The following is a 21,708-nucleotide window of genomic DNA, read 5'->3' on the forward strand; positions in this document are numbered from 1 at the left end:
GGTTGAATCGGAAAGCCCCCTCTCACGAGGGGGCTTTTTGTTGGCTGCTGGGGGAAAGTGATGGGGATTCTGCGATCAAACGTTGAGTCATCCCCGTTGCACAAATCAGCTTGATGAATAGAGTCAAAAAAGTATTAGTCCAAATCTTGCACCCGCCTCAGATCCTGAAATCTTTTCTCCCTCTGGCTGTTGTCGCAACAGCTTTCGTTGCACATCTGCCAGCCCATGCTCAAAGCGATAAAGAAGTGGAGCGAGGCTTTCAGGAATTTTTGGCAGGCGACTACGAAGCTGCGATTCTGACCTTTGATCGCATCATTCAAGAGAATCCAAATCATGCGCTTGCGCTGATGAATCGCTGTGGAGCTCTCACCCGGCTCGCCGAAGCCACAGCTGACGCTTCCTACTACGAAAAAGCATGGAGTGATTGCAACAAAGCCATCCAGATTGATCCTGCACTGGCCATTGCGTTCTACAACCGCTGCTCGATTCAGTTGAACCTGGGTGATTTCTCTGCGGCCGCAAAGGATTGCGATCGCGCCATTGAGAAAGCCCCTGGCTTCGCCCCTTCCTACCTGAACCGATGCAGCGCTAAAGTATCATTAGGGCAATATCAATCCGCACTAAGTGATTGCGACGAAGCATTGGCCTTGGATGCGAGTCTTGCTAAGGCACACGTCAACAAATGCGCTGCAAAACTGAATCTAGGACAACTCAAAGGTGCCCTTTTAGACTGCAACGAGGCTTTGAAGATTAATCCAAATCTTACAAATGCCTATGTGAATCGTGGCGCCATTGGCAGAGCTTTGGGAAAGCCTCAATCTGCGATCAACGATTATACATTAGCCATTGAACTTCAGCCTAACCTAGCCATCGCCTACGGTAATCGCGGCAATTCCTTTTCCGATCTTGGCCGCTATCAGGAAGCAATCCGAGATTTTGATCAGGCGATTCAGATCTCACCCAACTTTGCCAACTTCTACGTCAACCGCGCTATCGCCAAAAGTGGACTCGGCAACGAAGCAGAGGCTTGTGTCGACCTTGGCAGAGCGGCTTCCCTCGGCGACCAACGCGCATCTTCGCTCAATGCCCAATTTTGCCAATAATTCGTTCTTTCACTGGTTGTGAACCGACTCCATTGAAAAGCAAGTTTTTGACTCTTCGAGCCATTGGTGCGGCTTTCACACGCCTAATGCAGTCATTCCGGCGAAGTGATCGAATCTCTTCGCCAGAATTGGCTCACTCCTTTTAAATGAGCGCGTTGCAATTGGATGCGTGAACTCTCGGTGCGCTGATGGTTGATTAGGTGGCTGCAGTGGCGTCCATGTGCCGCATCAGGTCGATGCATTTGCAGCTGTAAGCCCACTCGTTGTCGTACCAGGCGACAAGCTTCATGAACTTCTCATTGAGGGCCATGCCTGCTTGGGCATCAAACACGGACGTGCAACTTTCACCCAGCAGGTCGTTCGACACAATCGGATCTTCGGTGTACCCGAGAATCCCTGAGAGTCCGTTTTGGGAGGCCCCCTTCATGGCGTGCTTCACCTCCTCGTAGCTGGCTGGTTGGGCCAGATTCACCGTGAGATCCACCACCGACACATCCGGTGTCGGAACGCGGAAGGCCATGCCCGTCAGCTTTCCGTTCAATTCAGGAATCACACGTCCCACGGCTCGGGCTGCACCGGTGGAACTGGGGATGATGCTTTGGCCAGCACCGCGTCCCCCGCGCCAATCCTTCAGCGAGGGGCTGTCGATTGGCTTTTGTGTGGCAGTGGTGGCATGCACGGTGGTCATCAGACCACTGACAATGCCAAAATTGTCGTTCATCACCTTGGCCAGGGGCGCCAGACAATTGGTGGTGCAGCTGGCGTTGGAGACGATGTCTTCACCGGCGTAAGCATTGTGGTTCACCCCCATCACAAACATGGGTGTCTCGTCTTTGGAGGGAGCACTCATCACCACGCGCTTGGCACCGGCTTCCAGGTGTTGCCGAGATGTGGTGTCGGTCAGGAAAAAGCCTGTGCTCTCGAGCACGTAGTCCGCACCCACATCTCCCCAGCGCAGCTGGCTGGGTTCGCGCTCCGCAGTCACCCGAATGATCGAGCCATTCACCACAAGCTGACCATCGACGACGTCGATTTCACCTGGAAAGCGACGGTGCGTTGAGTCGTAACGCAGCAGATAAGCGAGGTAATCAATGTCGATCAGATCATTGATCGCCACCACCTCTACATCTGGGCAGGCCATGGCCTGTCGGAAGGCCAGGCGTCCAATGCGCCCGAAGCCGTTGATGCCGATGCGGATGGACATGAAGGCGAACCCTTCTTCTTTCTTGATTTATAGAGAACATCTGAGAAGACAACCGCACCCTTTCTGGGGACGCAGACAGAGTGGATAAAAATCTGTGATTTTGCGCTGATGGATGCCGCTTCTGGTGACGAGGCCTGTGCGATCTGCGCTCTCCATCGCGATGTAGACCATCTCGAATCCCATGAGATCTGGCGCAGTGATCTCTGGTTGCTGCGGCATCATCCCGGCCCCGCACCGCTTGCGGGTTGGTGTCTGCTGGATGCGCGCAGGCACTGCGGCGGCCCCATGGAGTTCGCTCCTGAAGAAGCGAGGGAGTGGGGGCTGGTGGTGCAGCAAGCCTCAAGGCTGGTGCAGCGGGTGTCGGGTTGTGACCGCGTTTATGCGATTGCCTTTGGTGAGGGGGCTCGCCATCTTCATCTGCATCTCATCCCCCGTGAAAGCGGTGATGCACGCACCACCGCCTGGGGAGTTGCCGATCACTACCGCAATGTCGAGGAAGGACGAACCATACCTGCCTCCGACGCCAAGGTCCGGGACTGGTTGGTGCGAGCCAGAGCCATGGCACCAGACCTTTTCGACGAGTCGTTCGGCCGGGATCGCTAGCCGTTCAGATCGAAGCGATCCAACTCCATCACTTTGGTCCAGGCCTGCACGAAATCGGTGATGAAGCGTTGGGCTCCATCCCTTTGGGCATACACCTCAACGATGGCTCGGAGCTGGCTGTTGGAGCCGAACACCAGATCGGCACGACTGGCGGTCCAGCGTTCGGGGCCGTTGGCTCCGCTCCGGCCGACGTAGCTGTCTTGGATCTCACTGGTGGGTGTCCAGTGGATGGTCGCGTCCAGCAGATTCACGCAGAAGTCGTTGCTGAGGACGCCGATGCGGTCGGTGAACACGCCCTGGCGATTGCTGCCGCTGTTGGCTCCAAGCACGCGCAGACCCGCCAGCAGCACCGTCATTTCAGGGGCACTGAGCGTGAGCAGCTGCGCTTTGTCCAGCAGCAGCTCTTCCGGCCGTATCGGTAGACCGTTGCGCTGCCAGTTGCGGAAGCCATCAGCCAAAGGTTTCAGCGTGTTGAACGATGCGGTGTCCGTCTGCTCCGTGCTGGCATCAGTGCGTCCGGGCCGGAATGGAACTGTGATGCTCTGGCCCCCATCGGCTGCCGCTTTCTCCACCGCGGCGCAGCCCGCCAGCACAATCAGGTCGGCCATCGAAACCTGTTTGCCATCGCTGGCAGCCGCATTGAATTGTTGCTGCACGGCTTCAATGGCCTGGAGAACCGCCTGAAGTTGTTCAGGATCATTCACCTCCCAGCTTCGCTGCGGGAGCAGCCGCAGCCGCCCGCCATTCGCGCCTCCCCGGCGATCGGAGCCACGGAAGGTTGAGGCCGAAGCCCATGCCGTGGTCACCAACGCAGGCACTCCAACCCCTGTGGCCAGGAGCTGTTGCTTCAGGTTGGTGATATCAGCAGCGTCGATCAGCGTGTGATCGACGCTTGGAACCGGGTCTTGCCAGATCTGGACCTCCCCAGGAATTTCAGGGCCCAGGTAAAGAGCGCGGGGGCCAAGGTCTCGGTGCGTGAGCTTGAACCAGGCCCGGGCAAAGGCATCAGCAAAGGCTTCCTGGTCTTGATGAAACCGACGGGCCACCGGCTCCATGGCCGTGTCGTGCTTGAGCGACAGGTCGGCGGTCGTCATGATTGGAGCCGATGACTTCCCGGGCACGTGGGCGTCAGGAATCATGTGCTCAGGCTTCACGTCTTTGGCGACCCACTGCCAAGCGCCACCAGGACTTTTGATCAGTTCCCAGTCATAGGTGAACATCATTTCGAAATAGCCCTGGTCCCAGCGGGTGGGATTCGGTTTCCAGGCCCCTTCAATGCCTGTGGTGATGGTGTGCTCGGCTTTTCCGGAGTGGAAAGTGTTTCGCCAGCCAAGGCCCTGCTCATGCAGTGGTGCTCCTTCCGGTTCAGCTTCGAGGTGGGACGGTGCTGCTGCACCGTGGCATTTGCCGAAGGTATGACCTCCGGCCACCAGTGCCACGGTCTCTTCCACGCTCATGCCCATCCGCGCAAAGGTTTCCCTGACGTCTCGACCAGATGCGACGGGGTCGGGCTCTCCGCCTGGACCTTCAGGATTGACATAGATCAGGCCCATCTCTACGGCTGCTAATGGCTGATCCAGGTTTCCCTGTGCGTCAGTTCGATCGTGATCGAGCCAACCGGTTTCCTTTCCCCAAAAAACATCTTCCTCGGGTTGCCAGATGTCGACACGCCCTCCGGCAAATCCGAAGGTGCGGAAGCCCATCGACTCGAGCGCCACATTGCCCGTGAGGATGATCAGATCTGCCCAGGAAATGGCGTTGCCATATTTGCGTTTGATCGGCCAGAGCAGACGTCGTGCTTTGTCGAGATTGGTGTTATCAGGCCAACTGTTCAAAGGCGCAAAACGCTGGTTGCCATGACCGGCCCCTCCGCGGCCATCGCCGCTTCGGTAGGTGCCAGCGCTGTGCCAGGCCATACGGATGAACAGAGCCCCGTAATGGCCCCAGTCAGCGGGCCACCAGTCTTGGGAATCCGTCATCAGGGCCCGAAGATCGGCCTTGAGACCCTGATAATCAAGGCTTGCGAAGGCTTGTGGATAGTCGAAGTCATCTCCAAGTGGATTGGAGGCGGGATGATGCTGATGAAGGATGCCCAGGTTGATTTGATTGGGCCACCAGTGATCGTTTCTGGTTCCTCCGGCGGGCGTTACGGCACCGGTATGACCACTGAAGGGGCATTTCATGTCAGCCATCAGACGTTTTAAATCAACGCTCTTCAGAACCGTATTCAGAGCTTCTGAACCTGGCCATTCATGGCAACGATGTTCATCACGTTGACTTCATCCCCAGGAAATCTGCTTTGCCGATCGCTGTGCCGTTGTGCCGCAAGATGGCGTAGGCCATGGAGCAGTGGAAGTAGACGTTGGGGAGCAGGAAATCAGTGAAGAATTCCAGGGCTTTGAACTCCAACTGGCCGCCGCCGAAGCTGCTGGGGATCGGCATAATCACGGCGCGTTGTTCTCCGCCGAGAAAGGCTTCGGCCGGTAGAGCCCGCAAGGTGCAGAGGGTGGAGTCAACGCGGTTGATCAGGCCCATAAAGCTGGCTTCGCTGTCGGGCATTGACGACGGTTCTTCGCCGATCAGCCGCGCCGTGCCTCGGCGGGCGATGTCTGTGGCTGCCTGCACCTGTTGCTGCAGATCAAACATGTCCGGATAAAGCCTGCTCGACAGCAGAACCGACTCAGGAATCTGCCGTTGCTCGAGATCCAGGCTGGCTCGCTCCAAGATGTCGCGCAGGTTGGTGAGCACCCGTTCCAGCTGGGGGATCACGAGAGAGTGCAGATCGGTGCTCATCGCAGAACCCTGGATGGTCCGGTTCTAGCCGTAGGGGCCAAAGCGTGTGGCACAAGCTGCACCACAACGAGCCCCCAGTGCAACGGCATCGTTCACCGACCAGCCAGCAGCTAGCCCCGCTGTCACCCCTGCAGCAAAACTGTCGCCGCATCCATAAGACTCCACCATCGGAGCAGGGAGAGGTTCGGCGCTGAAACGGCCTCCAGGGATGAGCAGTCCGCCTGCGTCGCCCTCTGTGGCGATCTGCACCGTGGGGGTTGGCTCCAGGGATCCTGGCGGCAGTTGCTCACCGGGGTCGAGGCCACTGCCGATGAGGGCATCCAGTGGCAGGGAGGCTTCTTGCAGCACGGGTAAGCGCAGTCTGGGTGTCGCCGTCAGCACCTTCGCTTGACGAGCAAGCCGCAGCCCATCCGCATCGGTCGCGGACACAAACACTCCGTCGCAGTCCGCGAGCTGGTCCCAACCGAGTGCGTCATGGGCCATGGGAGTGAGGCGGTCGCCGATCACGGTGATCGCCCGGTCTCCTCCAGGATCCATCATGCTGATCCCTCGACGGCTTGGCCCGTCCCGCCAAGCCACGACGGGTTCAACTCCTAGCTCCTTCAGGCGTTGAACGCTGCGTTCTCCAATCGCATCACGCCCCAGTGCTGTGAAGAAAAGCACCGGCCGACCGGTTAGACGCGCCAGTTGCACGGCGACCACAGCGCCCGCACCGGCTGGCTCCTCGAGGGAACGGCTTGCCCGACTGATGCAGCCAGGTTGTGGCAGGGCATCCACCTCCAGAAACGTGACCCACTCTTGATGTCCCACCACCGCCAGGCGCAGAGATTGCAGGTCAACGACGGATGGTGTGGGAGTCATCGCTAGGGAATGGGCAGCAAAGATTTGGCGGCATCGCGGAGTTGCACGCTGATCTTGCCGCCGACCGAATCCACTTTCACGCCGCCATACACGTTCAAGCGCTCTCCATCTGGGGTCGCGACCATCAGCGCTTCACCGTCCTCACCGTGCACCATCACGGGTTGGGTGACCTCATTCACCGTGACGGGACCAGAGAGCGCGACATCCCCTTCCACCTGCACGGGCTCGCTGACCGCGACGCCCTTGGGCACAGCAACATCGCCGGCAACAGGAAGCGTTTTAGCGGCCTGGATCATCAAGGGTTCTTCGCCCATGACCCGCACGGGCGCCGTGAGCTGATCCACCGTGATGCCACCGACCAGCTGCACGGGCAGTGGCTGGCTCAGAGGCAGACCAATGGGGATGGGCTGGCGCAGGATCTGAATCGCTGCCACCGCGACGGCCCAGGCGGCCAAGGCCACGGCCAATGGCCAGCGGCTCGCCATCAGCAGAACGAACCAGCGCGGGTCTGCGCTGGATGAAGAACGGTCGCTGGGGTCGGCCATGGCGTGCTCTGGGCTAGACGGTCCGGTTTTAACGGGTTCTCGCACCAGAGCCATGGAGGAACGGCCACTTCGGCCAGCTCAGAGTTCGTATTCCTCTTCGAATTGGCTCAACAAGCCTTTGTAGAGCGCCAGGGTGCCCTCACTCTCTTCAGTGACGCCATCGGTGACGTAGAGCTGGGCGAGGTGAGTGCAGGCGGCGTGGACTCTGGAAAAAGCTTCAGCGTATTCGTTCTGGATGTCCTCTTCGCGAATGTCTCGGATCATGGCCGAGACAAATTCCACCTTTTTCTGGGCTGCTTTGATCTCACCCTCCATGTCTTTGCTGAGTTTGCGCCGCTTGCGAGCCATGTCTCCGATCTGACAGCCCTCAACCCTAGGGGTGAGGGCTGCTGAGTCTGCAAACGAATCAGAAACAGAACGGAAGGAACTTGGTGCTGCAGGCGGCGTAGCCATCCACCAGTGGACCGAGGCCGATCTGATGGATGATTCCCTGTCCGGTGATGGCTTCGGTGATCACGCCGATCACAAACCCGAGCATGGCGGCACGGCCGTTGAAGCGCTCAACACGCTCCAGCTGCTCGGCATGGATGGCATGGTTGGCGGAATCCTGAAACCACTTCTCGCTGGCTTGTTGGCTGGCCATGCATTAAACGCGAATATTTAGAAGTGTAACGGAAGGTTGCCTTTTTCTCGGTCGATCTCCCTCTTGCTAGCCCGAGACCCAATGACAGATTGGTCCCTGGCCATGGCCGATGGCCAGAGGTTGCCTGAGGCCTTGTTTGACGTAGTGGCGGGCTGCGTCAATCGCATTGGCGAGCGTGTCTCCATGGGCCAGGCAAGCGGTGATCGCTGCCGAGAGCGTGCAGCCGGTGCCATGGCTGTGGGGGGTATCGATCCAGTCCCCTGCAAGCCAGTGTGGTTGTCCGTCGTACAGCAGATCGCGTCCGCCGTGGGTCCGGTTGCTTCCGCTTTTAATGAGCACCGCTGATGGCCCCTGGTCATGGATGACGGCCGCCGCTCGTTCGACGGAACTGGCGTCATTCAGCTCAAGACCGCTCAACAACCGCGCTTCATGGCGGTTGGGCGTGAGCACAGTCGCCTGAGGCAGCAGCTCGTTGCGCAGGGCTTGGATTGCCTGTTCCTCCAGAAGCACAGCCCCGGTGCGGCTCACCATCACAGGGTCGATCACTTTCGGGATCGTCAACGGCTTGAGCATCGTCGCGGTGGCCTGGATCAGCTCGATATTCAGCAGCATCCCAGTCTTGAGCGCGTCAATGCCTAGGTCTTTCTGCACGGCGTCGAATTGCGCCTTCAAGCCCACGGTTGGCAAAGCATCCACCCGCTCAACACCGCAGGTGTTCTGCGCCGTCACGCAAGTGATGGCGCAGCAGCCATGCACGTGGAAGGCCATGAAGGCACGCAGATCAGCCTGCAGCCCAGCGCCTCCACCGGAGTCGCTTCCGGCAATGGTGAGGGCGATCGGTGGTTTGAGATGGTTGGGCCGCGTGGTCATCGCTGCTGGTGGCGTCAGGGTTTGTTCCAGATCACCGGTTTGCGCCGGTTGGGGTACAGCTCCTTGCACAGAGGACACACCCTGCCGTCGCATCCTCTGGCTGTGCAGTACTCCCGTCCGTAAAAAATGATCTGGAGATGAAGTCGATTCCAGTGTTCCTCGGGGAACAACGCTTTCAAATCCCGTTCTGTTCGCGCCACGCTCTCACCGCTGCTTAGCCCCCATCGCTGGGCGAGCCTGTGGATGTGTGTGTCAACTGGAAACGCCGGAACTCCGAAGGCTTGAGCCATCACCACGCTGGCGGTTTTATGCCCCACTCCGGGCAATGCTTCCAGTTCCTCGAAGCTTGCAGGCACCTGGCTGCCGTGCACCTCCACCAAGATATGCGCCAGTTTGTGCACGTTGCGCGCTTTGGTTTTGGCCAGTCCGAGCTGTCGGATATGGCCAAGGATGGCGTCCTCGCCGAGTGCTGCCATGGCTTCAGGGGTTGGCCCCGCTTCGAACAGTGCTGGCGTGACTTCATTCACCTTTTTGTCGGTGCACTGCGCACTGAGCAGCACCGCGATCAGCAAGGTAAAAGCATCGCTGTGATCGAGTGGAATCGGTGGTTCCGGGTAGTGCTCACTTAGTCGATCCAGCACCAGGGCAGCCCGTTCACGCTTTTTCATGACCTTCCTGATCGGGTCGCCATGATTGCAGCGTTTGAACAGGAGTGAGAGATTTGCCGCAGTCCAGGCCCTTCAGCCATGGCCTCCGCACAACGCAAGAGTCGTTCAGCATCCGAGCAGGCTTACCTGCGAGTTGTGGAGCGAGAAGAGAAGGCTGAAGGTGACGGGTCGCAAGCGCGCAAGACCGACGATCCCGGACCCAGCGACTCCAAGCCAAAACCACCGGAGCCTGCGCTGCCCGCAGACGACGTCGGCGACCTGTTTCGCCAGCACAGCCATCAACAGTCGATGGAAGGGGGCTGAGCTTGCATTCATGGGGTTACTGCTGAAACACCGCAGCACAGAGCTCTGTTGCGATTGGAAGATGGTGTGAATCACGACAACGGGGTTGCTGTGGCTGCCTACAACCCGTTCAAACGTCGTGATTTGGCCATGCTCACCACCAGCACTCGGCTGAAACTTCAAGCCATCCTCAGGCGCTTGGCCACAGGAACCAGCGTCAGCCTCGAGGAACGTGTTTACCTGCAGAAATTCGCGGACTGCGATCGCACCGTGGCGTCGTGGTTACGACAGGCCCGTCGACAACAACTCGCCGGGCACCCTTTCAGTGGCATGGATGGTTTCCTCAACGAGCTTGATCTCGGTGCTTCAGAGCCCAATCAGGAGCATCGGCCGGATCGCGATGATCTCGGCGATTGGTTTGGAGGAGCGGATCCCTGGTTGAGGCGCGACTGAAAGGTTCTGCTGCGAAGGTTCTTCTAACGTCAGAGCAAGCGGTTTTCCTTTCTGTGAACAGCACGGCGCGCGGGGTCATCTACGTCTCGGTCTGGGTGGTGATTTGGGGCACTGCTTCGTCACTGGTGGATTGGGTGTTGCTGAATGCCGATCTTTATGAGACCGGTAGCTTTGGCCAGGCCGCCACATTCATCGGCTACGGCGCTGCTGCAGCGGTCTTGGCCGTCAAGCTCTCGCAGCGGTTTTTGGTTCAGGCCCCAGACGATGACGCGAGTGCCGATTAATCCTTGAGCTCTCCAGGTGAGCGTCTCACCGCCAGAGCAGCGATCAAACCTGCGACAAACCCTGACGCGTGGCCGATCCAGCTCACGCCGGCTGGAGAGGCCCAGGGCACCAACCCCGGCAGAGCGCTTCCATAAAGCAAGACGGCCACCATGCTGAGAAGAATCGCGAGTGGACGTCGGTCCAGGAAACCAATCACCACAAGAAAACCCAGCAGCCCGTAGACCACGCCGGATAATCCATGGGCTCCCACAGGCCATACCAGCCAGATCGGGATCTCCAGAAGAATCACGGAGATCCAAACGGCGAGATAAGCCTGGGTGCCTCTGGCGAGCACCAGGTAGCTGAGCGGCAGGAAAACGAGGCTGTTCGCCACGAGGTGCCCCAGACCGGCATGGCTGAATGGGGCCGTGAATAAGGTCCACCATGGCGTGCCGGGACCCATGGCCAGATTCCAGCGTCCCGCGAACAACAACTGGTCCAGCAGCTCCTGGAGCCAGGCCAATCCCAGCAAAATCAGAGGGAGTGCTATCACAGCGAGCGGACTGGCTTCTGCAAGGCGATCATGACCACAACGGACAACAACGTGAAGTGAAAGGCTATGGATCGCCATCCGTGCCAGTGCGCTGACGGCGGATGAACGGTGCGACCGGCTATGACCAGGCGAGTGCGCCAAGCGGGTCATCGATGACCACCAGAGAGCAGGTGATCGTGATCGGCAGCGGAATTGGTGGATTGTGCTGTGCGGCGCTGTGTGCGCGGTCAAGCCTCGATGTTCTTGTCTTGGAGGCCCACGGCCATGCTGGTGGCGCTGCCCATGGCTTTGACCGGCAGGGATTTCAGTTCGAATCCGGACCGTCTCTTTGGAGTGGTCTGGGCCGTTGGCCCAGCAGCAATCCCCTGGCTCAGATCCTCAGAGCGCTGGACGAACCCCTTGAGGTGATTTCCTATCGCGAATGGGACGTTCTGTTTCCAGAAGGCCACTTGAGCATTGGCGTGGGCGCAGATGGCTTCGAACAGGTGGTTGCAGATCTGCGCGGTGCAGAGGCGGTCGAGCAATGGCGTCGCTTTGCCGAGGTTCTCAAGCCGATTGCCGCTGCAGCGGATGCCATGCCTCTTCTGGCGCTTCCTCCCGGTGGACTCGATGGTCTGGGTCCATTGCTGCGTCGCAGTGGAAAGCTGCTGCCGCACTTGCCGGCGTTACGCCATCTCAGTGGCGCCTTCGGGCCTCTGGTGGATCGTCACCTGCAGGATCCTTTCCTCCGGCACTGGGTGGATTTGCTTTGTTTCCTGATCAGCGGCATGCCAATGGCCGACACCAACGCGGCGGCGATGGCCACGTTGTTCGGCGAGTGGTTTGATCCTGAGGCCAGCCTTGACTACCCCAAGGGAGGCAGTGCCTCGGTGGTGGCCGCGCTCGTGAGAGGGCTCGAAAAGTTTGGCGGCAGCCTGCGTCGTGGTGCACGCGTGGAGCGAATTTTGGTGGATGGTGATCGTGCCGTCGGCGTTGAGCTTGTGAACGGGGAGCGGATCCATGCCGATCATGTGGTGAGCAACGCCGATGCCTGGAGCACAGCCGCTCTTCTTCCAGATTCCAGTGCACCCGCTTGGCAGAAGCAGCGCCGGCAGACACCGGCCTGCGGATCGTTCCTGCATCTTCACCTCGGTTTCGATGCGTCAGGTCTCGATGACTTGCCCATTCACACCGTTTGGGTTGGGGACTGGGAGCGGGGCATCAACGCCGAGCGCAATGCGGTGGTGGTTTCGATTCCATCGGTGCTTGACCCCTCGATGGCACCACCAGGTCATCACGTGCTGCATGCCTACACACCGGCCAATGAGCCGTGGGAGCACTGGAGCGGCTTGGAGCACAATTCAGCTGACTACGAGCGGATGCGTGAGCAACGCTGCTCGGTGTTTTGGCATGTGCTCGAGCAGCGCATTCCAGATCTGCGCAGTCGTTGCAAGCTCGTGATGGAAGGAACCCCGCTGACCCATCGGCATTTTCTTTCGGTGCATCAGGGCAGTTACGGTCCGGCGTTGTCGGCAGCCCGAGGTTTATTTCCGGGTGTTCAGACCCCGGTGAAAGGGTTGTTGCACTGTGGCGCCAGCACGTTTCCCGGGATCGGGATCCCACCGGTGGCCGCCAGCGGTGCGATGGCGGCCCACGCCATTGCCGGCACGGCAGCTCAGAAGCAGTTGCTGGAGAGCTTGTCCCACTGAGGCTGCTCAGCCAGAGCGGCGACCGCCGGCGAGAAGTGTCAGCACGGTGAGACCACCCAGCAGCACGCCTCCGGCCGCGGCAATCGCGACAGCGATCAGAGGTTGGTCCTTCACGGGTTGCTCGAGACGGGGGCGCAGGGTCTCATCCAGTTCATGCAGCTTGGCGTCGAGCTGCTTCTGCAGAGGATCGATGGCTTGCACCACGTGCTCACGCACGGTGCGAAGTCCAGTGGTGGCGGTCAGTTCCGGCTCGGCGACGGCGGCTTGACCGTTGCTGGAGACCTCATGCTCATAGGGAGGAACCATGGCAATGACACGGTGAGGGTTCCTCCTTTCACTAGCTACGGAGTTGAGGGTGGGGACGCGCTTTGTTGATGGTTTCTTTAGGTTCCGGTTGTCTTTGAACAGCAGGCCTTTCCCATGGTCGTGCCGGTGTTGAGCGACAACGAGCGTTACAAGCTCGATGGCAGTGATGACGCGCTCTTCTACAGCGAGCCTCGATTCGTCCAGCATCTGGATGAAGCGTTTCGCTACCGATTGACCCGGCTCTACCGAGACCGCATTCCCAGCTGCGCTGTGGTGCTGGATCTGATGAGCAGCTGGGTGAGTCATCTGCCCGACGATCAGCGTTACGAGCTGGTGATCGGCCATGGGCTCAATGCCCAGGAATTGCAGGCCAATCCACGGCTGGATCGGCATTGGGTGCAAAACCTCAACCTCGACCAGAGGCTGCCGCTCGAAGATGACAGTGTTGATTACACGTTGATCGTCGCCGGCTGGCAGTATTTGCAACAGCCGGAGGCTGTGGCTGCAGAGTTGTTGCGCATCACCCGCCCCAAAGGCCAGGTCATCTGCGCGTTCAGCAACCGCATGTTCTTCACCAAGGCACCGCAGATCTGGACAGATGGCGACGACCGTGATCACCTCCGCTACGTGGCCGAGGTGCTGATGGCCCAGGGGTGGTCTCAACCTGAGCTGATCGCTGAGGAAACTCAACGGCCAGGTCCACTGGGTTGGATCGGAGGCAAGGGCGATCCGTTTTTTGCGGTGATTGCAGGAAAACCGTTGCCTTCAGTCGCTCTCTGATGGCTCCAGGGAGATGCATTGCCACCCGCTTTGCCAGAGCTTGGTGTCGCGCAATTCGCTCCAGAGCAGACGCAGACGGACTTCAGGGCTAAGAACCGACACCAGCTCCACCCAGCGTTGAGGGCCACGTCCGCCCTGGAGCACCAGTCGAAAGTGCCGTCGTCCTGACCGCGGTGCGGCGCTGGTCCAGGCCTTCGCTGGCTTCCAGGTCACTTAGCGTTCTTGCATCTTTGGGTGTTCATGATGCTGGCGCATTGACCGACAGCGTCTGCATGGCACCTGGAGACTTGTTGAGACCGATTCCAAACAGATACAGATGAGCGCTCGCACCATCGCCGTCAGCGGCGCTTCCGGCAAAACAGGTTTCAGGATTGCGGAGGAGATTCTCGCGGCCGGTGATCAAGCCAGACTGCTGCTGCGCCCCGAGTCGACGATTCCAGCTTCGCTAGAAGGTTGTGAACAGCATCGCCTCGATCTGATGGATGGTGAGGCCCTGGATGCCTCTCTACAGGGAGTGGATGCGCTGGTGATCGCGACCGGTGCACGCCCCTCCGTGGATCTGACGGGCCCCATGAAGGTGGATGCCTGGGGCGTCAAGCGACAGGTGGAGAGCTGTCAGCGGGTGGGAGTCAAGCGCGTGGTGCTGGTGTCGTCGCTGTGTGCCGGACATTGGCGACACATGCTCAATCTCTTCGGCTTGATCTTGGTGTGGAAACGCGTCGGTGAGCAATCCTTGGAAACGAGTGGTCTGGATTGGACGGTGATTCGTCCAGGAGGTCTGTCAGAACGGGAAGAAGGTTTGGAGCAAGAGGGTGTGCTCTGGACAGTGGCTGATCAGCAGACCAGCAACTCCATCCCCCGTCGTCTCGTCGCGCGCTGTTGTCTGGAGGCTCTGGACACACCCGCGTCCATTGGCAAGATTCTCGAGGTCACCAGTTCCGCAGAACAACCTGTGCTGAGCCTGAATCAGGCCATGGCTTCCTGGTCATGAGGTGATGGAACTGCTCTCCACGGCAGTGGATCCATCAGCGCGGTTCGCCTGGTGCTGATGGCGGATTGGGGGTGGGCTGTTCGCTGTCCATTCGATCCCTGCAGGTGGAGCACAACAGATGTCCCTTGCGTTTCCAGAACACTTTCATCGAGCGTTCAATCGACTGTCCGCACATCAGGCACTGAAACAAGGGGGACATCGGCCAGGAATCATTGCCTCCAGCTTGTGTGTTGCGAAGGACCTGATCTGTTCGTGGCACACCTTTGTGCTGGAGAGCGCATGCCAGCTCAGTTGAGTATCGATTCCTAGAGCGTTGAAAGCACGCCTATGCGATGAAAGTCTCAACGGAGTTCCACTCCGGGACGCTCTTGGGAAGGAGCAAGACGGGCCGCCACCCGTCTTTTTTTGCGCCGTCCCTCAGACTCTTTTGGATCCGAGCAGGAGTCCGGGATTTGAAGGTGGTTGATCTGGCCGTAATCGGCGCTGGCCTGTCCGGCTGTGCCCTCGTGGCAGCCTTGCAGCGGCGTGGCTGGAAGGGATCGATCCTGCTCCTCGAGGCAGGTCGGGGACCCGGAGGTCGCTGTGCCACGCGACGACGTCGTGAGGACGACCGCTGGCGTCTTGATCATGGTTCTCCCACGCTGAGTTTCACGCAAGCTCCGCAGGGTGAATTGAACGACCTGATCGCGGGTCTGCAGGGAAGCGATGTCATCCGCCCCGATGACGCCCCTGTGGTTGGTGTTGATCACCTTGGGCGACAAGTGCCGTCACCAGACCATTTGCTCTTGAGCGGTCCTCGCTGGCGCGGCACTCCCACCATGGCGACCGTTGCTGAAGCGTTGCTCGCCCATGGAGGTGAGGCTGTGGAAGCCCGCTTTGGAGAGAGGATTACAACGCTCCGTCATGATGGTTCTGTCTGGCATCTCACCGGCGGTCACCACGCCAGAGCTCTTGTCCTGAGCGGCACGTTGCTGGCGCATCCCCGTTCGCTGGCCATGCTCGGTTGGCAGCATGTGCCTTTACGTGAGGCCGTTGCGGTGGGATTCGATCCCCAGCTCGACGCGGCGCTGCACCAGATCGCCGGCCTGGACGCCAGCGTGCGCTGGAATTTGATGTTGGAACTTCCAAAGGTCTCCAGCAACCACTTGCCGCGACAGATTTGGTTAACGGCTCAAGCCCAGGAGCGATTTGGCGTGGAACGTCTCGTTCTGCATCCCCAACAGGACCAGCGTCTGGGCCTGGTGGTTCATGGACTCGACGATGGCGCTGTGATTACGCCGGATTCGCAGCCTGAGCTGCTTCGGCGTCATGAGCAGCAGCTGATGGAGGCGCTATCCGACCTGGTTCAGCCCTGGTCTGCACTCAGCAACGCTTTGGCTCAAGCACGATCGCTGGGGGTGATGCGCTGGGGTGCTGCTCAGCCCTTGCATCAGGGGTTGTCAGCGGATCTGCAGTGGTGTTCCGAAGCGAGAGTTGGCTTTTGTGGCGACTGGATCGCAGGTCAAGGTTTCGGAATGGCCGAAGGTGCTCTTCAGAGTGCTTTGAATCTGGCCGAACGCATTGCGTGCTTTTCGATCGCAGAGACATGAACAATTCATCACAGGATTTTGAAGCTGTGGTGGTCGCCATGCCGTTCCCGCGTCAAAACAGGTCAAATGGTGTTGATCATGCAACGACGTTTTCAGCCTGTCCGGCTTCATTCCAGCGTTCATGACGACGACCCCTGTCAGTGCAACGACTGCGTGGCGCTCCGAGGCCGATTGGCCCAGATGATGGATCAACCCGGCGGCTGGAGACTTGAATCCCGTTCAGCAGCACAGATCAACGGGAAGGCAACACGTCACTGAGGCGTTGTAGTCGTTGCCCATTGACTCCCAGATCGGAGTCTCCAAGCCGTGAAATGGAGCGGGCCTCCAAGCTGTCCGTCTGGGATGCAAGCAGCTCAACGTCGTCAACAAAACCGAAGATCTTGCTGCTGAATGTGGCGTGCAGGTACGTCGCTTCGCGCTCAACAATTGTTGCGGAGGGGTCTGCCTCGATTGCTTCAGCCAAGGTGGCTAAGGATGTTTCTGCGTCGTTGACGGGCCAAATGGCGCTGGCGCAATGCGCCGGTCCAGGGCAAGGGCTGAGATGTCCGGCTTGGATGCCCAGGTCAGTGGGAACGGGGCCGACGAAATGGAAGAGGGCCAACATCAGCGGGAGCGTAATCGCTGAAAGAAACGTCATGGAAGGTCGGTGGTGGAGAAGTAGGGCACTGATGGCTCAGGAGGGATCGTTCAACTCCGGCCTGTGATCAGGTCCAGCGCACCGGGTCGCTGGACTTGAGGTGTTGCACGTGCTCGGTTGCATGGTCCAGCAGATCGCGGCTGATGGTGAGACAGATGCTGTCGATCGGGAGCGAAAAGCTGCTGCCGTCGGAATCAAATGGACCCTCCACATAAGCGCCGATGCGCTCCGCCATGAGGAACATCATCACGATCACCACACCGCCAACGCGAGCGTGAATGGTGGGTTCGAGGTCATGGAAATAAACCAACAACAAAACACCAAAAAACCAGGACAGCAGTCGCACGAACACGTCGTAAGACGGAGGTAGCGGGGTGTTGCGAATCCTTTCCAGGCCTCCGATGGCATCGGTGCAAGCGTTGCCAAGGGCCATGAGCTGCATCCGTCCAAATCCATCGATCAACCCCTCGCGGTGCAGGTCACCGATCCACACGCCACGGAGCGCGCCGAGCTGACGAAGGCTGGTGCTGCTCGGCAGCTTCAGATCCTTCAACAACTGGTCTTGGAAGGCGCGCAGATCGCGATGCCAGAAATTGCGCAGTTGGAAATTCAATTGCCACACCGTGGCCACTTGGAGACGCAACAGTTTGCGTTCCAGGCGTCCAGACGGTCGGCTGCTGTCGAGGTGAGCTCGCAAGGTGTCAGCCCATTCGCGACTGACATTCACCACACTGCCCCACAGTTTGCGAGCTTCCCACCAGCGTCCAATCGCTTGGGTGTTGCGGAAACCGATGAAAATCGATGCGGCGATGCCAAGGATCCTCACCGCGCTGGCACTGCCCGTCCAGCCGCGTGGAACCAACCCGTTGGCCACCAACACGCTGATCAGCAGCAGGAGAAGGAGGTCAAATCGCATGCGCCACACCAGTGTCAGCATGACCACGCCGTAGTCCCGGCGCCGAATCGCTGGAGGGTGTCCGTAATCTCCGAGCTCAATCATGGGTTCAGTCGCGGCAACTCCCTTTCTCCGGCGATCATGACTGCCGCTGTGCTTGGCCGATGCATTCCACCTGGACAGAGCAGTGGTGGCCTGTGGCATACCTGCGCGATCTCCAGCGCCATCGCCCCAACCGGTTCACGCTGCTCGAGCGCGATCTTGTGCTCTGGTGGGATGCCCAAGCCAGTGATTGGCGGGCCTTTGAGGATGTCTGCCCACACCGCCTGGTGCCTCTGAGTGAGGGACGGATCAATGCGGCCGGTCAGCTGGAGTGCCCTTATCACGGCTGGAGTTTTGATGGAGAAGGGCATTGCTCCCGGATTCCGCAGATGCAGGAGTCCTGCTCTCCGGGTGGACGCCGTGCGAGCTGCCGAACCCTGCCGACGGCATCCGCCCAGGGACTCCTGTTTGTTTGGAGCGGTGACCCCGATGGGGCCCGCGTGGAGGATCTTCCGTTAGTTCCCTTGCTCCAGGAACAGGGAGAGGGTTGGGCTGATGGCTGGATCGTTCAGGACACCTTCCGCGATCTGCCGATGGATGCACTCACTCTTCTTGAGAATGTTCTCGATGTGAGCCACGTTCCTTTTACCCATCACCAAACCGTCGGCCGGCGTGAGAATGCTGCTCCGGTCGAAGCGGTGATCTCGTCTGAGAGTTGGCGTGGATTTGAAGCGCTGTGGGAGGAGGGGCCAAGACGCGGAAAGCTGGGTTCACAGCTCACGCAGTTCCGGGCACCGCAATTGATGTGGCATGACCTGAATGCCAAGGGTTTCGCGCGGATTCTCACCGTGGTTTACGCCGTGCCCATCCGCCGTGGTGAATGCCGTTTGTTTGCTCGCTTCCCCTTTCAGTTTTCGTCATTGTTGCCGCGGATCCTGATCGGACTGCGGCCGCGTTGGTTGCAGCACATTGGCAACCACAAGGTGTTGGAGGATGACCAGGTGTTCCTCCATTGGCAGGAACGTGTGCTCGAGGCCGCTGGCGGGAGCTCTGAGGCCCAACGCGCCTTCTACTTGCCGACCGCTTCGGACCGTTACGTAGCCGCTTTGCATCGCTGGGTGAACACCCATGGAGGCGAGCCCTTCGCTGGACAGGCTCTCCCACCACGCCAAGCGGTGGAGAGCTTGATGGATCGATACCACAGTCACACCGTGCATTGCCGCAGCTGTTCCACAGCCTTGATCTGGGTCCGGCGACTGCAGCCTTGGTGTTGGGGACTGTTGTGGATCAGTGCTGTGTTGGTCGGTTTGGGTCAGCTGGGGTGGCTCAGCTATCTGGGGCTTGGATTGGCCTTGATCGCGTGGGTCATGGAGCAGCGCTTCAAGCGCTGGGAGCGTGGCCTGACGCTTGGTGACGGGCAGGCTCCGCGCAATCATGGTGGTTAAACGACGCGGGAGGTGCTCCAGCGATGATCCGTGTGACCGCCAACTGTCCGGAGAGCGTGATCCTGGCTCTAGGTGCACGAGATTGGCCCGTTTGGGCTTGTGAAGTCAGTGTCTTTCCATGGCATTACGATCAACGTGAAACCTGTCTGTTGCTAGAGGGAGACGTGACCGTGACTCCAGATCGAGGTGAGCCGGTGCGATTTTCTGATGGTGATCTGGTGGAGTTTCCTGCTGGACTCTCCTGCACCTGGGAGGTGCATCATCCGGTCAGGAAGCATTACCAATTCGGTTGATCGCGGAATGGTCTGGGGTCTTTGCCGCACGCTTCGATCGTGTCTACGTTGCAACAGATCCGATGGCACAGATCACGTGCTGATCACGATTGACGATGGCGATTCCTGAGCGCACGCGATTTCGGATTTTTGCTCTCGGCTTTTTGTTCTGCTGGGCATTTTGATTGCGCTTGCCTTCCCGATTGGCATCTCCGTGATCATGGGTCTGATCTATTGCTTTGACAGCAACACGCTGAGTTGCACCGATGCCTTTGTGCTGATGTTTGCTTTCTTGGGCTGCTCATTACTGAGTGCCTTGGGAGCATCCCGCATGTGGACCAAGGCCAGCCGCGTTCGAGCCAAAAGCTGATCGTTTGTATCCACGACGCTTATCAGTACAAACACCTAGTCACAGAGCTTTACAAAGTGACTAGCGTGCTTCGCATAACTTCATGGGCAATGCGATGACCGATTACACGTCTGCCATCTATGGCCTAATCGCGTTTGTCGCTGTGATCACAGCTGGAGTTGTCTACGTGCTGGCCCAGCCGACAGATTTACCCTCCCTGAAAAATTCCAAGGACCCGCGATGAGTCGTGATGCACGCATCCTGACTCCAGAGTTTCAGTTGTAAACATGGACAGTGACTTAATGGAAATTTTCACGGCAATTGCGATTCTTCCTTTTATTGCTGCCTTGGCGATTGGTGCTCGAGAGGCAGAAAAAAATGACCGCTAGTGCGCCATGTTGACGTTGCTTTTCTGTGGCGCCCTGGCGTTGTTCAACGTGGCCTTGATCAGCTTTGTTCTTTTCTTTGGCCGGCATTTTCCTTGAAACTGCGTCGCGCGTTCAGCAGTTGAAGTGCCGTCAAAGTGGAGTTCATCGCAGCTGGGTTGATTTGGTGTTGATCGGATAAACGATGGGTATTTGTTGATGCTGTGTCTTCTCTTGTTGCAATGCGGCATGATCTAAATATCGGCGTCTGCATTCCATTGGGGGCAACATGGCTGCCAACCAACGCGCAGCAATTCGCGCCAGAGCAGGTCTGCAGTCGATTCTCGTAAGTGCAAGCGGGTGGTCAGGAGAGGATGCTGGTCTGGAAAAGGTCGCCCTGAATCCACGAACACCCTGGGGTCGCGTTTTTGGCTCTTTTCATCATCGTGGAACCGCTTCGTTTCCTGGGTGCGGGGGTCCTGGATCCAGCCGTGACGGGACATCGCTTGCGTGGGGTGATGAGGGATTCACGCATCCACTCCTCGGCCTTAAACGGTGCGTAGGGCGAGCTGGGAGCCATGGATCCGCTGCTGATACACCTGTTCTATTCGGGTAGTACGCATGTGTCAATGCACATGGCTGCTCCGTTCCACGGTTGCCTCAGTTGCTCGGTGTTGGCGCTGATGGTTTGCGGGGTGGTGCAGGCCTGAACGGGCAATCCGCGCATCCGGCGCCGCAGCAGCCTCGTTGGCTTGTCTTCATCAAGCCACCCTAGAAACCAATGGGATCACAACGCCTGGCGTTTCCGCCTTTGACGGATTGGTCAACCGTGTGAGCAAGATCACAGCTGAGGTTGATCGTGATCAGGACCGGGATTCTTGATTCCTACGAGAGTGGGTGTGTACAGCACGTCTTGGCATGCAAGACCACACAGGAGCCAGAACCATGCGAGTGATCCATTGCTGGTTTTGAAGCCAGCTGCCGGGGAGCCTGACGCTCAATTGATGAGCTGAAAGTTATACAAAACCCTCTATGGGAAAGACAAGGCAGGTCGTGTGGTTTCCTGATCGATCCCCCGGCATCACTTTTCGATCAGCATCCCCATCCCGGGATGATCCGTGGCAAATCCCGCTGCTGTAGCTAAGGAGAACACACCTGGCTTGCAAACTGTGCAGCACTATCTGATCGTCTGGACGTTTCCGACCGTGGAAGGCGCCTGGCACTCATGCCCTGGTTTTGCGGACTACATCAATGCTGGTGGTCCTGGTGACAGGTTTGATGGCTTCGAGTTGAAATATCGCGTTTGTGAGCCCATCAGCGGAAGTGGTGTTGCCATCGCCGTAGCCACTGATATCGGCAAGGTTTGGGCTCACCTGGGTCCTTGGATCAAAGGCTTCGGCATTCAGTTTGAGGTCACGGCTGTCGTTTCCGATGCCGAGTTCGCAGCTCTATGGCCTGGTGTCGAAGCGGCGGCGGCGGTCGAGTGATCTGGCGTGCCTTGAAGCCA

Annotated in this window: 29 protein-coding genes; 12 read left to right on the top strand and 17 right to left on the bottom strand. The window is 58.9% G+C overall.

Annotated elements, in window-relative coordinates; all coding sequences use genetic code 11:
- Positions 1-146: 146 nt before the first annotated feature.
- Positions 147-1,103, top strand: a complete 957-nt coding sequence (locus SynA1825c_RS05820) for a tetratricopeptide repeat protein (RefSeq protein ID WP_186470692.1) — start codon at positions 147-149, stop codon at positions 1,101-1,103.
- 196 nt (positions 1,104-1,299) lie between these two features.
- Here SynA1825c_RS05820 and gap read toward each other — a convergent pair whose 3' ends face one another.
- Positions 1,300-2,307: a type I glyceraldehyde-3-phosphate dehydrogenase gene (gene gap, locus SynA1825c_RS05825; RefSeq protein ID WP_186470693.1), complete on the bottom strand. Its 1,008-nt coding sequence runs from the start codon at positions 2,305-2,307 to the stop codon at positions 1,300-1,302.
- A gap of 108 nt (positions 2,308-2,415) precedes the next feature.
- On the opposite strand from gap, the gene SynA1825c_RS05830 reads away from it, so the two are divergent.
- Positions 2,416-2,910, top strand: a complete 495-nt coding sequence (locus SynA1825c_RS05830; RefSeq protein WP_186470694.1) for an HIT family protein — start codon at positions 2,416-2,418, stop codon at positions 2,908-2,910.
- On the opposite strand, the gene katG is transcribed toward SynA1825c_RS05830, so the two are convergent.
- From katG to nth, 8 genes are all read right to left on the bottom strand, one after another.
- Entirely contained in the window at positions 2,907-5,102 is a 2,196-nt protein-coding gene (gene katG, locus SynA1825c_RS05835) for a catalase/peroxidase HPI (protein ID WP_186470695.1), read from the bottom strand. The genes SynA1825c_RS05830 and katG overlap by 4 nt on opposite strands.
- 76 nt (positions 5,103-5,178) lie before the next feature.
- Positions 5,179-5,703, bottom strand: a complete 525-nt coding sequence (locus tag SynA1825c_RS05840) for a DUF1993 family protein (protein ID WP_186470696.1) — start codon at positions 5,701-5,703, stop codon at positions 5,179-5,181.
- Positions 5,704-5,727: 24 nt separating this feature from the next.
- Positions 5,728-6,564 carry a PfkB family carbohydrate kinase gene (locus tag SynA1825c_RS05845; protein ID WP_186470697.1) on the bottom strand — a complete coding sequence of 279 codons (837 nt, stop codon included), beginning with the start codon at positions 6,562-6,564 and terminating at the stop codon, positions 5,728-5,730.
- A 2-nt stretch (positions 6,565-6,566) separates the two neighbouring features.
- Positions 6,567-7,163 carry a hypothetical protein gene (locus tag SynA1825c_RS05850; RefSeq protein ID WP_255478462.1) on the bottom strand — a complete coding sequence of 199 codons (597 nt, stop codon included), beginning with the start codon at positions 7,161-7,163 and terminating at the stop codon, positions 6,567-6,569.
- Between the two features lie 24 nt (positions 7,164-7,187).
- Positions 7,188-7,457 (bottom strand): hypothetical protein, encoded by a 270-nt coding sequence (locus SynA1825c_RS05855; RefSeq protein ID WP_186470698.1) that lies wholly within the window; start codon positions 7,455-7,457, stop codon positions 7,188-7,190.
- A gap of 58 nt (positions 7,458-7,515) precedes the next feature.
- Entirely contained in the window at positions 7,516-7,752 is a 237-nt protein-coding gene (locus tag SynA1825c_RS05860) for a chlorophyll a/b-binding protein (RefSeq protein WP_186470699.1), read from the bottom strand.
- Between the two features lie 66 nt (positions 7,753-7,818).
- On the bottom strand, positions 7,819-8,622 hold the full coding sequence (gene thiD / locus SynA1825c_RS05865) for a bifunctional hydroxymethylpyrimidine kinase/phosphomethylpyrimidine kinase (RefSeq protein WP_186470700.1): 804 nt from the start codon (positions 8,620-8,622) through the stop codon (positions 7,819-7,821).
- 14 nt (positions 8,623-8,636) lie between these two features.
- The gene (nth, locus tag SynA1825c_RS05870) at positions 8,637-9,290 is read right to left on the bottom strand and encodes an endonuclease III (RefSeq protein WP_186470701.1); all 654 of its coding nucleotides are present in this window, start codon (positions 9,288-9,290) and stop codon (positions 8,637-8,639) included.
- 78 nt (positions 9,291-9,368) lie between these two features.
- On the opposite strand from nth, the gene SynA1825c_RS05875 reads away from it, so the two are divergent.
- The 3 genes from SynA1825c_RS05875 to SynA1825c_RS05885 are packed head-to-tail and all read left to right on the top strand — an operon-like array spanning position 9,369 to position 10,309.
- Complete coding sequence (locus SynA1825c_RS05875; protein WP_186470702.1) at positions 9,369-9,593, top strand: hypothetical protein; 225 nt, start codon at positions 9,369-9,371, stop codon at positions 9,591-9,593.
- Positions 9,594-9,641: 48 nt separating this feature from the next.
- Entirely contained in the window at positions 9,642-10,025 is a 384-nt protein-coding gene (locus SynA1825c_RS05880) for a hypothetical protein (protein WP_370523191.1), read from the top strand.
- A 53-nt stretch (positions 10,026-10,078) separates the two neighbouring features.
- A complete protein-coding gene (locus tag SynA1825c_RS05885; protein ID WP_186470703.1) occupies positions 10,079-10,309 on the top strand; it encodes a hypothetical protein in 231 nt (76 codons plus the stop codon).
- Here the strand turns inward: SynA1825c_RS05885 and SynA1825c_RS05890 are convergent.
- Positions 10,306-10,842, bottom strand: a complete 537-nt coding sequence (locus SynA1825c_RS05890) for a rhomboid family intramembrane serine protease (RefSeq protein WP_186470704.1) — start codon at positions 10,840-10,842, stop codon at positions 10,306-10,308. The genes SynA1825c_RS05885 and SynA1825c_RS05890 overlap by 4 nt on opposite strands.
- A 152-nt stretch (positions 10,843-10,994) precedes the next feature.
- On the opposite strand from SynA1825c_RS05890, the gene SynA1825c_RS05895 reads away from it, so the two are divergent.
- Positions 10,995-12,530: an NAD(P)/FAD-dependent oxidoreductase gene (locus tag SynA1825c_RS05895; RefSeq protein WP_186471056.1), complete on the top strand. Its 1,536-nt coding sequence runs from the start codon at positions 10,995-10,997 to the stop codon at positions 12,528-12,530.
- Between the two features lie 6 nt (positions 12,531-12,536).
- Here SynA1825c_RS05895 and SynA1825c_RS05900 read toward each other — a convergent pair whose 3' ends face one another.
- On the bottom strand, positions 12,537-12,836 hold the full coding sequence (locus SynA1825c_RS05900; RefSeq protein ID WP_186470705.1) for a hypothetical protein: 300 nt from the start codon (positions 12,834-12,836) through the stop codon (positions 12,537-12,539).
- Positions 12,837-12,950: 114 nt separating this feature from the next.
- Here SynA1825c_RS05900 and SynA1825c_RS05905 point away from each other — a divergent pair, with 114 nt between their 5' ends.
- Positions 12,951-13,616 carry a methyltransferase domain-containing protein gene (locus tag SynA1825c_RS05905; protein ID WP_186470706.1) on the top strand — a complete coding sequence of 222 codons (666 nt, stop codon included), beginning with the start codon at positions 12,951-12,953 and terminating at the stop codon, positions 13,614-13,616.
- On the opposite strand, the gene SynA1825c_RS05910 is transcribed toward SynA1825c_RS05905, so the two are convergent.
- Positions 13,602-13,829, bottom strand: coding sequence for a TIGR02450 family Trp-rich protein (locus SynA1825c_RS05910; RefSeq protein ID WP_186470707.1), 228 nt, complete (start codon positions 13,827-13,829; stop codon positions 13,602-13,604). The genes SynA1825c_RS05905 and SynA1825c_RS05910 overlap by 15 nt on opposite strands.
- Positions 13,830-13,932: 103 nt before the next feature.
- Here SynA1825c_RS05910 and SynA1825c_RS05915 point away from each other — a divergent pair, with 103 nt between their 5' ends.
- Entirely contained in the window at positions 13,933-14,607 is a 675-nt protein-coding gene (locus SynA1825c_RS05915; RefSeq protein WP_186470708.1) for an SDR family oxidoreductase, read from the top strand.
- Positions 14,608-14,641: 34 nt separating this feature from the next.
- On the opposite strand, the gene SynA1825c_RS05920 is transcribed toward SynA1825c_RS05915, so the two are convergent.
- Entirely contained in the window at positions 14,642-14,806 is a 165-nt protein-coding gene (locus SynA1825c_RS05920) for a hypothetical protein (RefSeq protein WP_186470709.1), read from the bottom strand.
- A 259-nt stretch (positions 14,807-15,065) separates the two neighbouring features.
- On the opposite strand from SynA1825c_RS05920, the gene SynA1825c_RS05925 reads away from it, so the two are divergent.
- Positions 15,066-16,196 carry an NAD(P)-binding protein gene (locus SynA1825c_RS05925; protein ID WP_370593785.1) on the top strand — a complete coding sequence of 377 codons (1,131 nt, stop codon included), beginning with the start codon at positions 15,066-15,068 and terminating at the stop codon, positions 16,194-16,196.
- Between the two features lie 232 nt (positions 16,197-16,428).
- Here the strand turns inward: SynA1825c_RS05925 and SynA1825c_RS05930 are convergent, their stop codons facing one another.
- On the bottom strand, positions 16,429-16,833 hold the full coding sequence (locus SynA1825c_RS05930) for a DUF1499 domain-containing protein (protein WP_186470711.1): 405 nt from the start codon (positions 16,831-16,833) through the stop codon (positions 16,429-16,431).
- 67 nt (positions 16,834-16,900) lie between these two features.
- On the bottom strand, positions 16,901-17,833 hold the full coding sequence (locus tag SynA1825c_RS05935) for a bestrophin family ion channel (RefSeq protein ID WP_186470712.1): 933 nt from the start codon (positions 17,831-17,833) through the stop codon (positions 16,901-16,903).
- A gap of 59 nt (positions 17,834-17,892) precedes the next feature.
- Between SynA1825c_RS05935 and SynA1825c_RS05940 the strand changes: the two genes are divergently transcribed.
- Both SynA1825c_RS05940 and SynA1825c_RS05945 read left to right on the top strand, forming a co-directional pair.
- Positions 17,893-19,215: a Rieske 2Fe-2S domain-containing protein gene (locus SynA1825c_RS05940; protein WP_186470713.1), complete on the top strand. Its 1,323-nt coding sequence runs from the start codon at positions 17,893-17,895 to the stop codon at positions 19,213-19,215.
- Between the two features lie 23 nt (positions 19,216-19,238).
- Positions 19,239-19,508, top strand: coding sequence for a cupin domain-containing protein (locus SynA1825c_RS05945; protein WP_186470714.1), 270 nt, complete (start codon positions 19,239-19,241; stop codon positions 19,506-19,508).
- Between the two features lie 775 nt (positions 19,509-20,283).
- On the opposite strand, the gene SynA1825c_RS05950 is transcribed toward SynA1825c_RS05945, so the two are convergent.
- Together SynA1825c_RS05950 and SynA1825c_RS05955 are read right to left on the bottom strand one after the other, a co-directional pair.
- Entirely contained in the window at positions 20,284-20,505 is a 222-nt protein-coding gene (locus tag SynA1825c_RS05950) for a hypothetical protein (RefSeq protein WP_186471255.1), read from the bottom strand.
- Positions 20,456-20,704, bottom strand: a complete 249-nt coding sequence (locus SynA1825c_RS05955) for a DUF1651 domain-containing protein (protein ID WP_186470715.1) — start codon at positions 20,702-20,704, stop codon at positions 20,456-20,458. The genes SynA1825c_RS05950 and SynA1825c_RS05955 overlap by 50 nt, the downstream gene beginning before the upstream one ends.
- 666 nt (positions 20,705-21,370) lie before the next feature.
- On the opposite strand from SynA1825c_RS05955, the gene SynA1825c_RS05960 reads away from it, so the two are divergent.
- On the top strand, positions 21,371-21,688 hold the full coding sequence (locus SynA1825c_RS05960) for a DUF3303 domain-containing protein (RefSeq protein WP_186471057.1): 318 nt from the start codon (positions 21,371-21,373) through the stop codon (positions 21,686-21,688).
- Positions 21,689-21,708 lie beyond the last annotated feature (20 nt).

Source organism: Synechococcus sp. A18-25c, from assembly GCF_014280035.1.
Taxonomy (GTDB): Bacteria; Cyanobacteriota; Cyanobacteriia; order PCC-6307; family Cyanobiaceae; genus Synechococcus_C.

What these genes read in the sequence shown, in the direction of transcription:
- SynA1825c_RS05875 (WP_186470702.1), top strand. Translation starts at nt 9,369, where the DNA reads ATGGCCTCCGCACAACGCAAGAGTCGTTCAGCATCCGAGCAGGCTTAC.
- SynA1825c_RS05920 (WP_186470709.1), bottom strand. Translation starts at nt 14,806, where the DNA reads ATGTCCCCCTTGTTTCAGTGCCTGATGTGCGGACAGTCGATTGAACGC.
- SynA1825c_RS05895 (WP_186471056.1), top strand. Translation starts at nt 10,995, where the DNA reads ATGACCACCAGAGAGCAGGTGATCGTGATCGGCAGCGGAATTGGTGGA.
- SynA1825c_RS05940 (WP_186470713.1), top strand. Translation starts at nt 17,893, where the DNA reads ATGCATTCCACCTGGACAGAGCAGTGGTGGCCTGTGGCATACCTGCGC.
- SynA1825c_RS05855 (WP_186470698.1), bottom strand. Translation starts at nt 7,457, where the DNA reads ATGGCTCGCAAGCGGCGCAAACTCAGCAAAGACATGGAGGGTGAGATC.
- SynA1825c_RS05860 (WP_186470699.1), bottom strand. Translation starts at nt 7,752, where the DNA reads ATGGCCAGCCAACAAGCCAGCGAGAAGTGGTTTCAGGATTCCGCCAAC.
- SynA1825c_RS05930 (WP_186470711.1), bottom strand. Translation starts at nt 16,833, where the DNA reads ATGACGTTTCTTTCAGCGATTACGCTCCCGCTGATGTTGGCCCTCTTC.
- gap (WP_186470693.1), bottom strand. Translation starts at nt 2,307, where the DNA reads ATGTCCATCCGCATCGGCATCAACGGCTTCGGGCGCATTGGACGCCTG.
- SynA1825c_RS05905 (WP_186470706.1), top strand. Translation starts at nt 12,951, where the DNA reads ATGGTCGTGCCGGTGTTGAGCGACAACGAGCGTTACAAGCTCGATGGC.
- SynA1825c_RS05935 (WP_186470712.1), bottom strand. Translation starts at nt 17,833, where the DNA reads ATGATTGAGCTCGGAGATTACGGACACCCTCCAGCGATTCGGCGCCGG.
- thiD (WP_186470700.1), bottom strand. Translation starts at nt 8,622, where the DNA reads ATGACCACGCGGCCCAACCATCTCAAACCACCGATCGCCCTCACCATT.
- SynA1825c_RS05850 (WP_255478462.1), bottom strand. Translation starts at nt 7,163, where the DNA reads ATGGCTCTGGTGCGAGAACCCGTTAAAACCGGACCGTCTAGCCCAGAG.
- SynA1825c_RS05945 (WP_186470714.1), top strand. Translation starts at nt 19,239, where the DNA reads ATGATCCGTGTGACCGCCAACTGTCCGGAGAGCGTGATCCTGGCTCTA.
- SynA1825c_RS05830 (WP_186470694.1), top strand. Translation starts at nt 2,416, where the DNA reads ATGGATGCCGCTTCTGGTGACGAGGCCTGTGCGATCTGCGCTCTCCAT.
- SynA1825c_RS05900 (WP_186470705.1), bottom strand. Translation starts at nt 12,836, where the DNA reads ATGGTTCCTCCCTATGAGCATGAGGTCTCCAGCAACGGTCAAGCCGCC.
- SynA1825c_RS05845 (WP_186470697.1), bottom strand. Translation starts at nt 6,564, where the DNA reads ATGACTCCCACACCATCCGTCGTTGACCTGCAATCTCTGCGCCTGGCG.
- SynA1825c_RS05840 (WP_186470696.1), bottom strand. Translation starts at nt 5,703, where the DNA reads ATGAGCACCGATCTGCACTCTCTCGTGATCCCCCAGCTGGAACGGGTG.
- katG (WP_186470695.1), bottom strand. Translation starts at nt 5,102, where the DNA reads ATGGCTGACATGAAATGCCCCTTCAGTGGTCATACCGGTGCCGTAACG.
- SynA1825c_RS05915 (WP_186470708.1), top strand. Translation starts at nt 13,933, where the DNA reads ATGAGCGCTCGCACCATCGCCGTCAGCGGCGCTTCCGGCAAAACAGGT.
- nth (WP_186470701.1), bottom strand. Translation starts at nt 9,290, where the DNA reads ATGAAAAAGCGTGAACGGGCTGCCCTGGTGCTGGATCGACTAAGTGAG.
- SynA1825c_RS05955 (WP_186470715.1), bottom strand. Translation starts at nt 20,704, where the DNA reads ATGTCCCGTCACGGCTGGATCCAGGACCCCCGCACCCAGGAAACGAAG.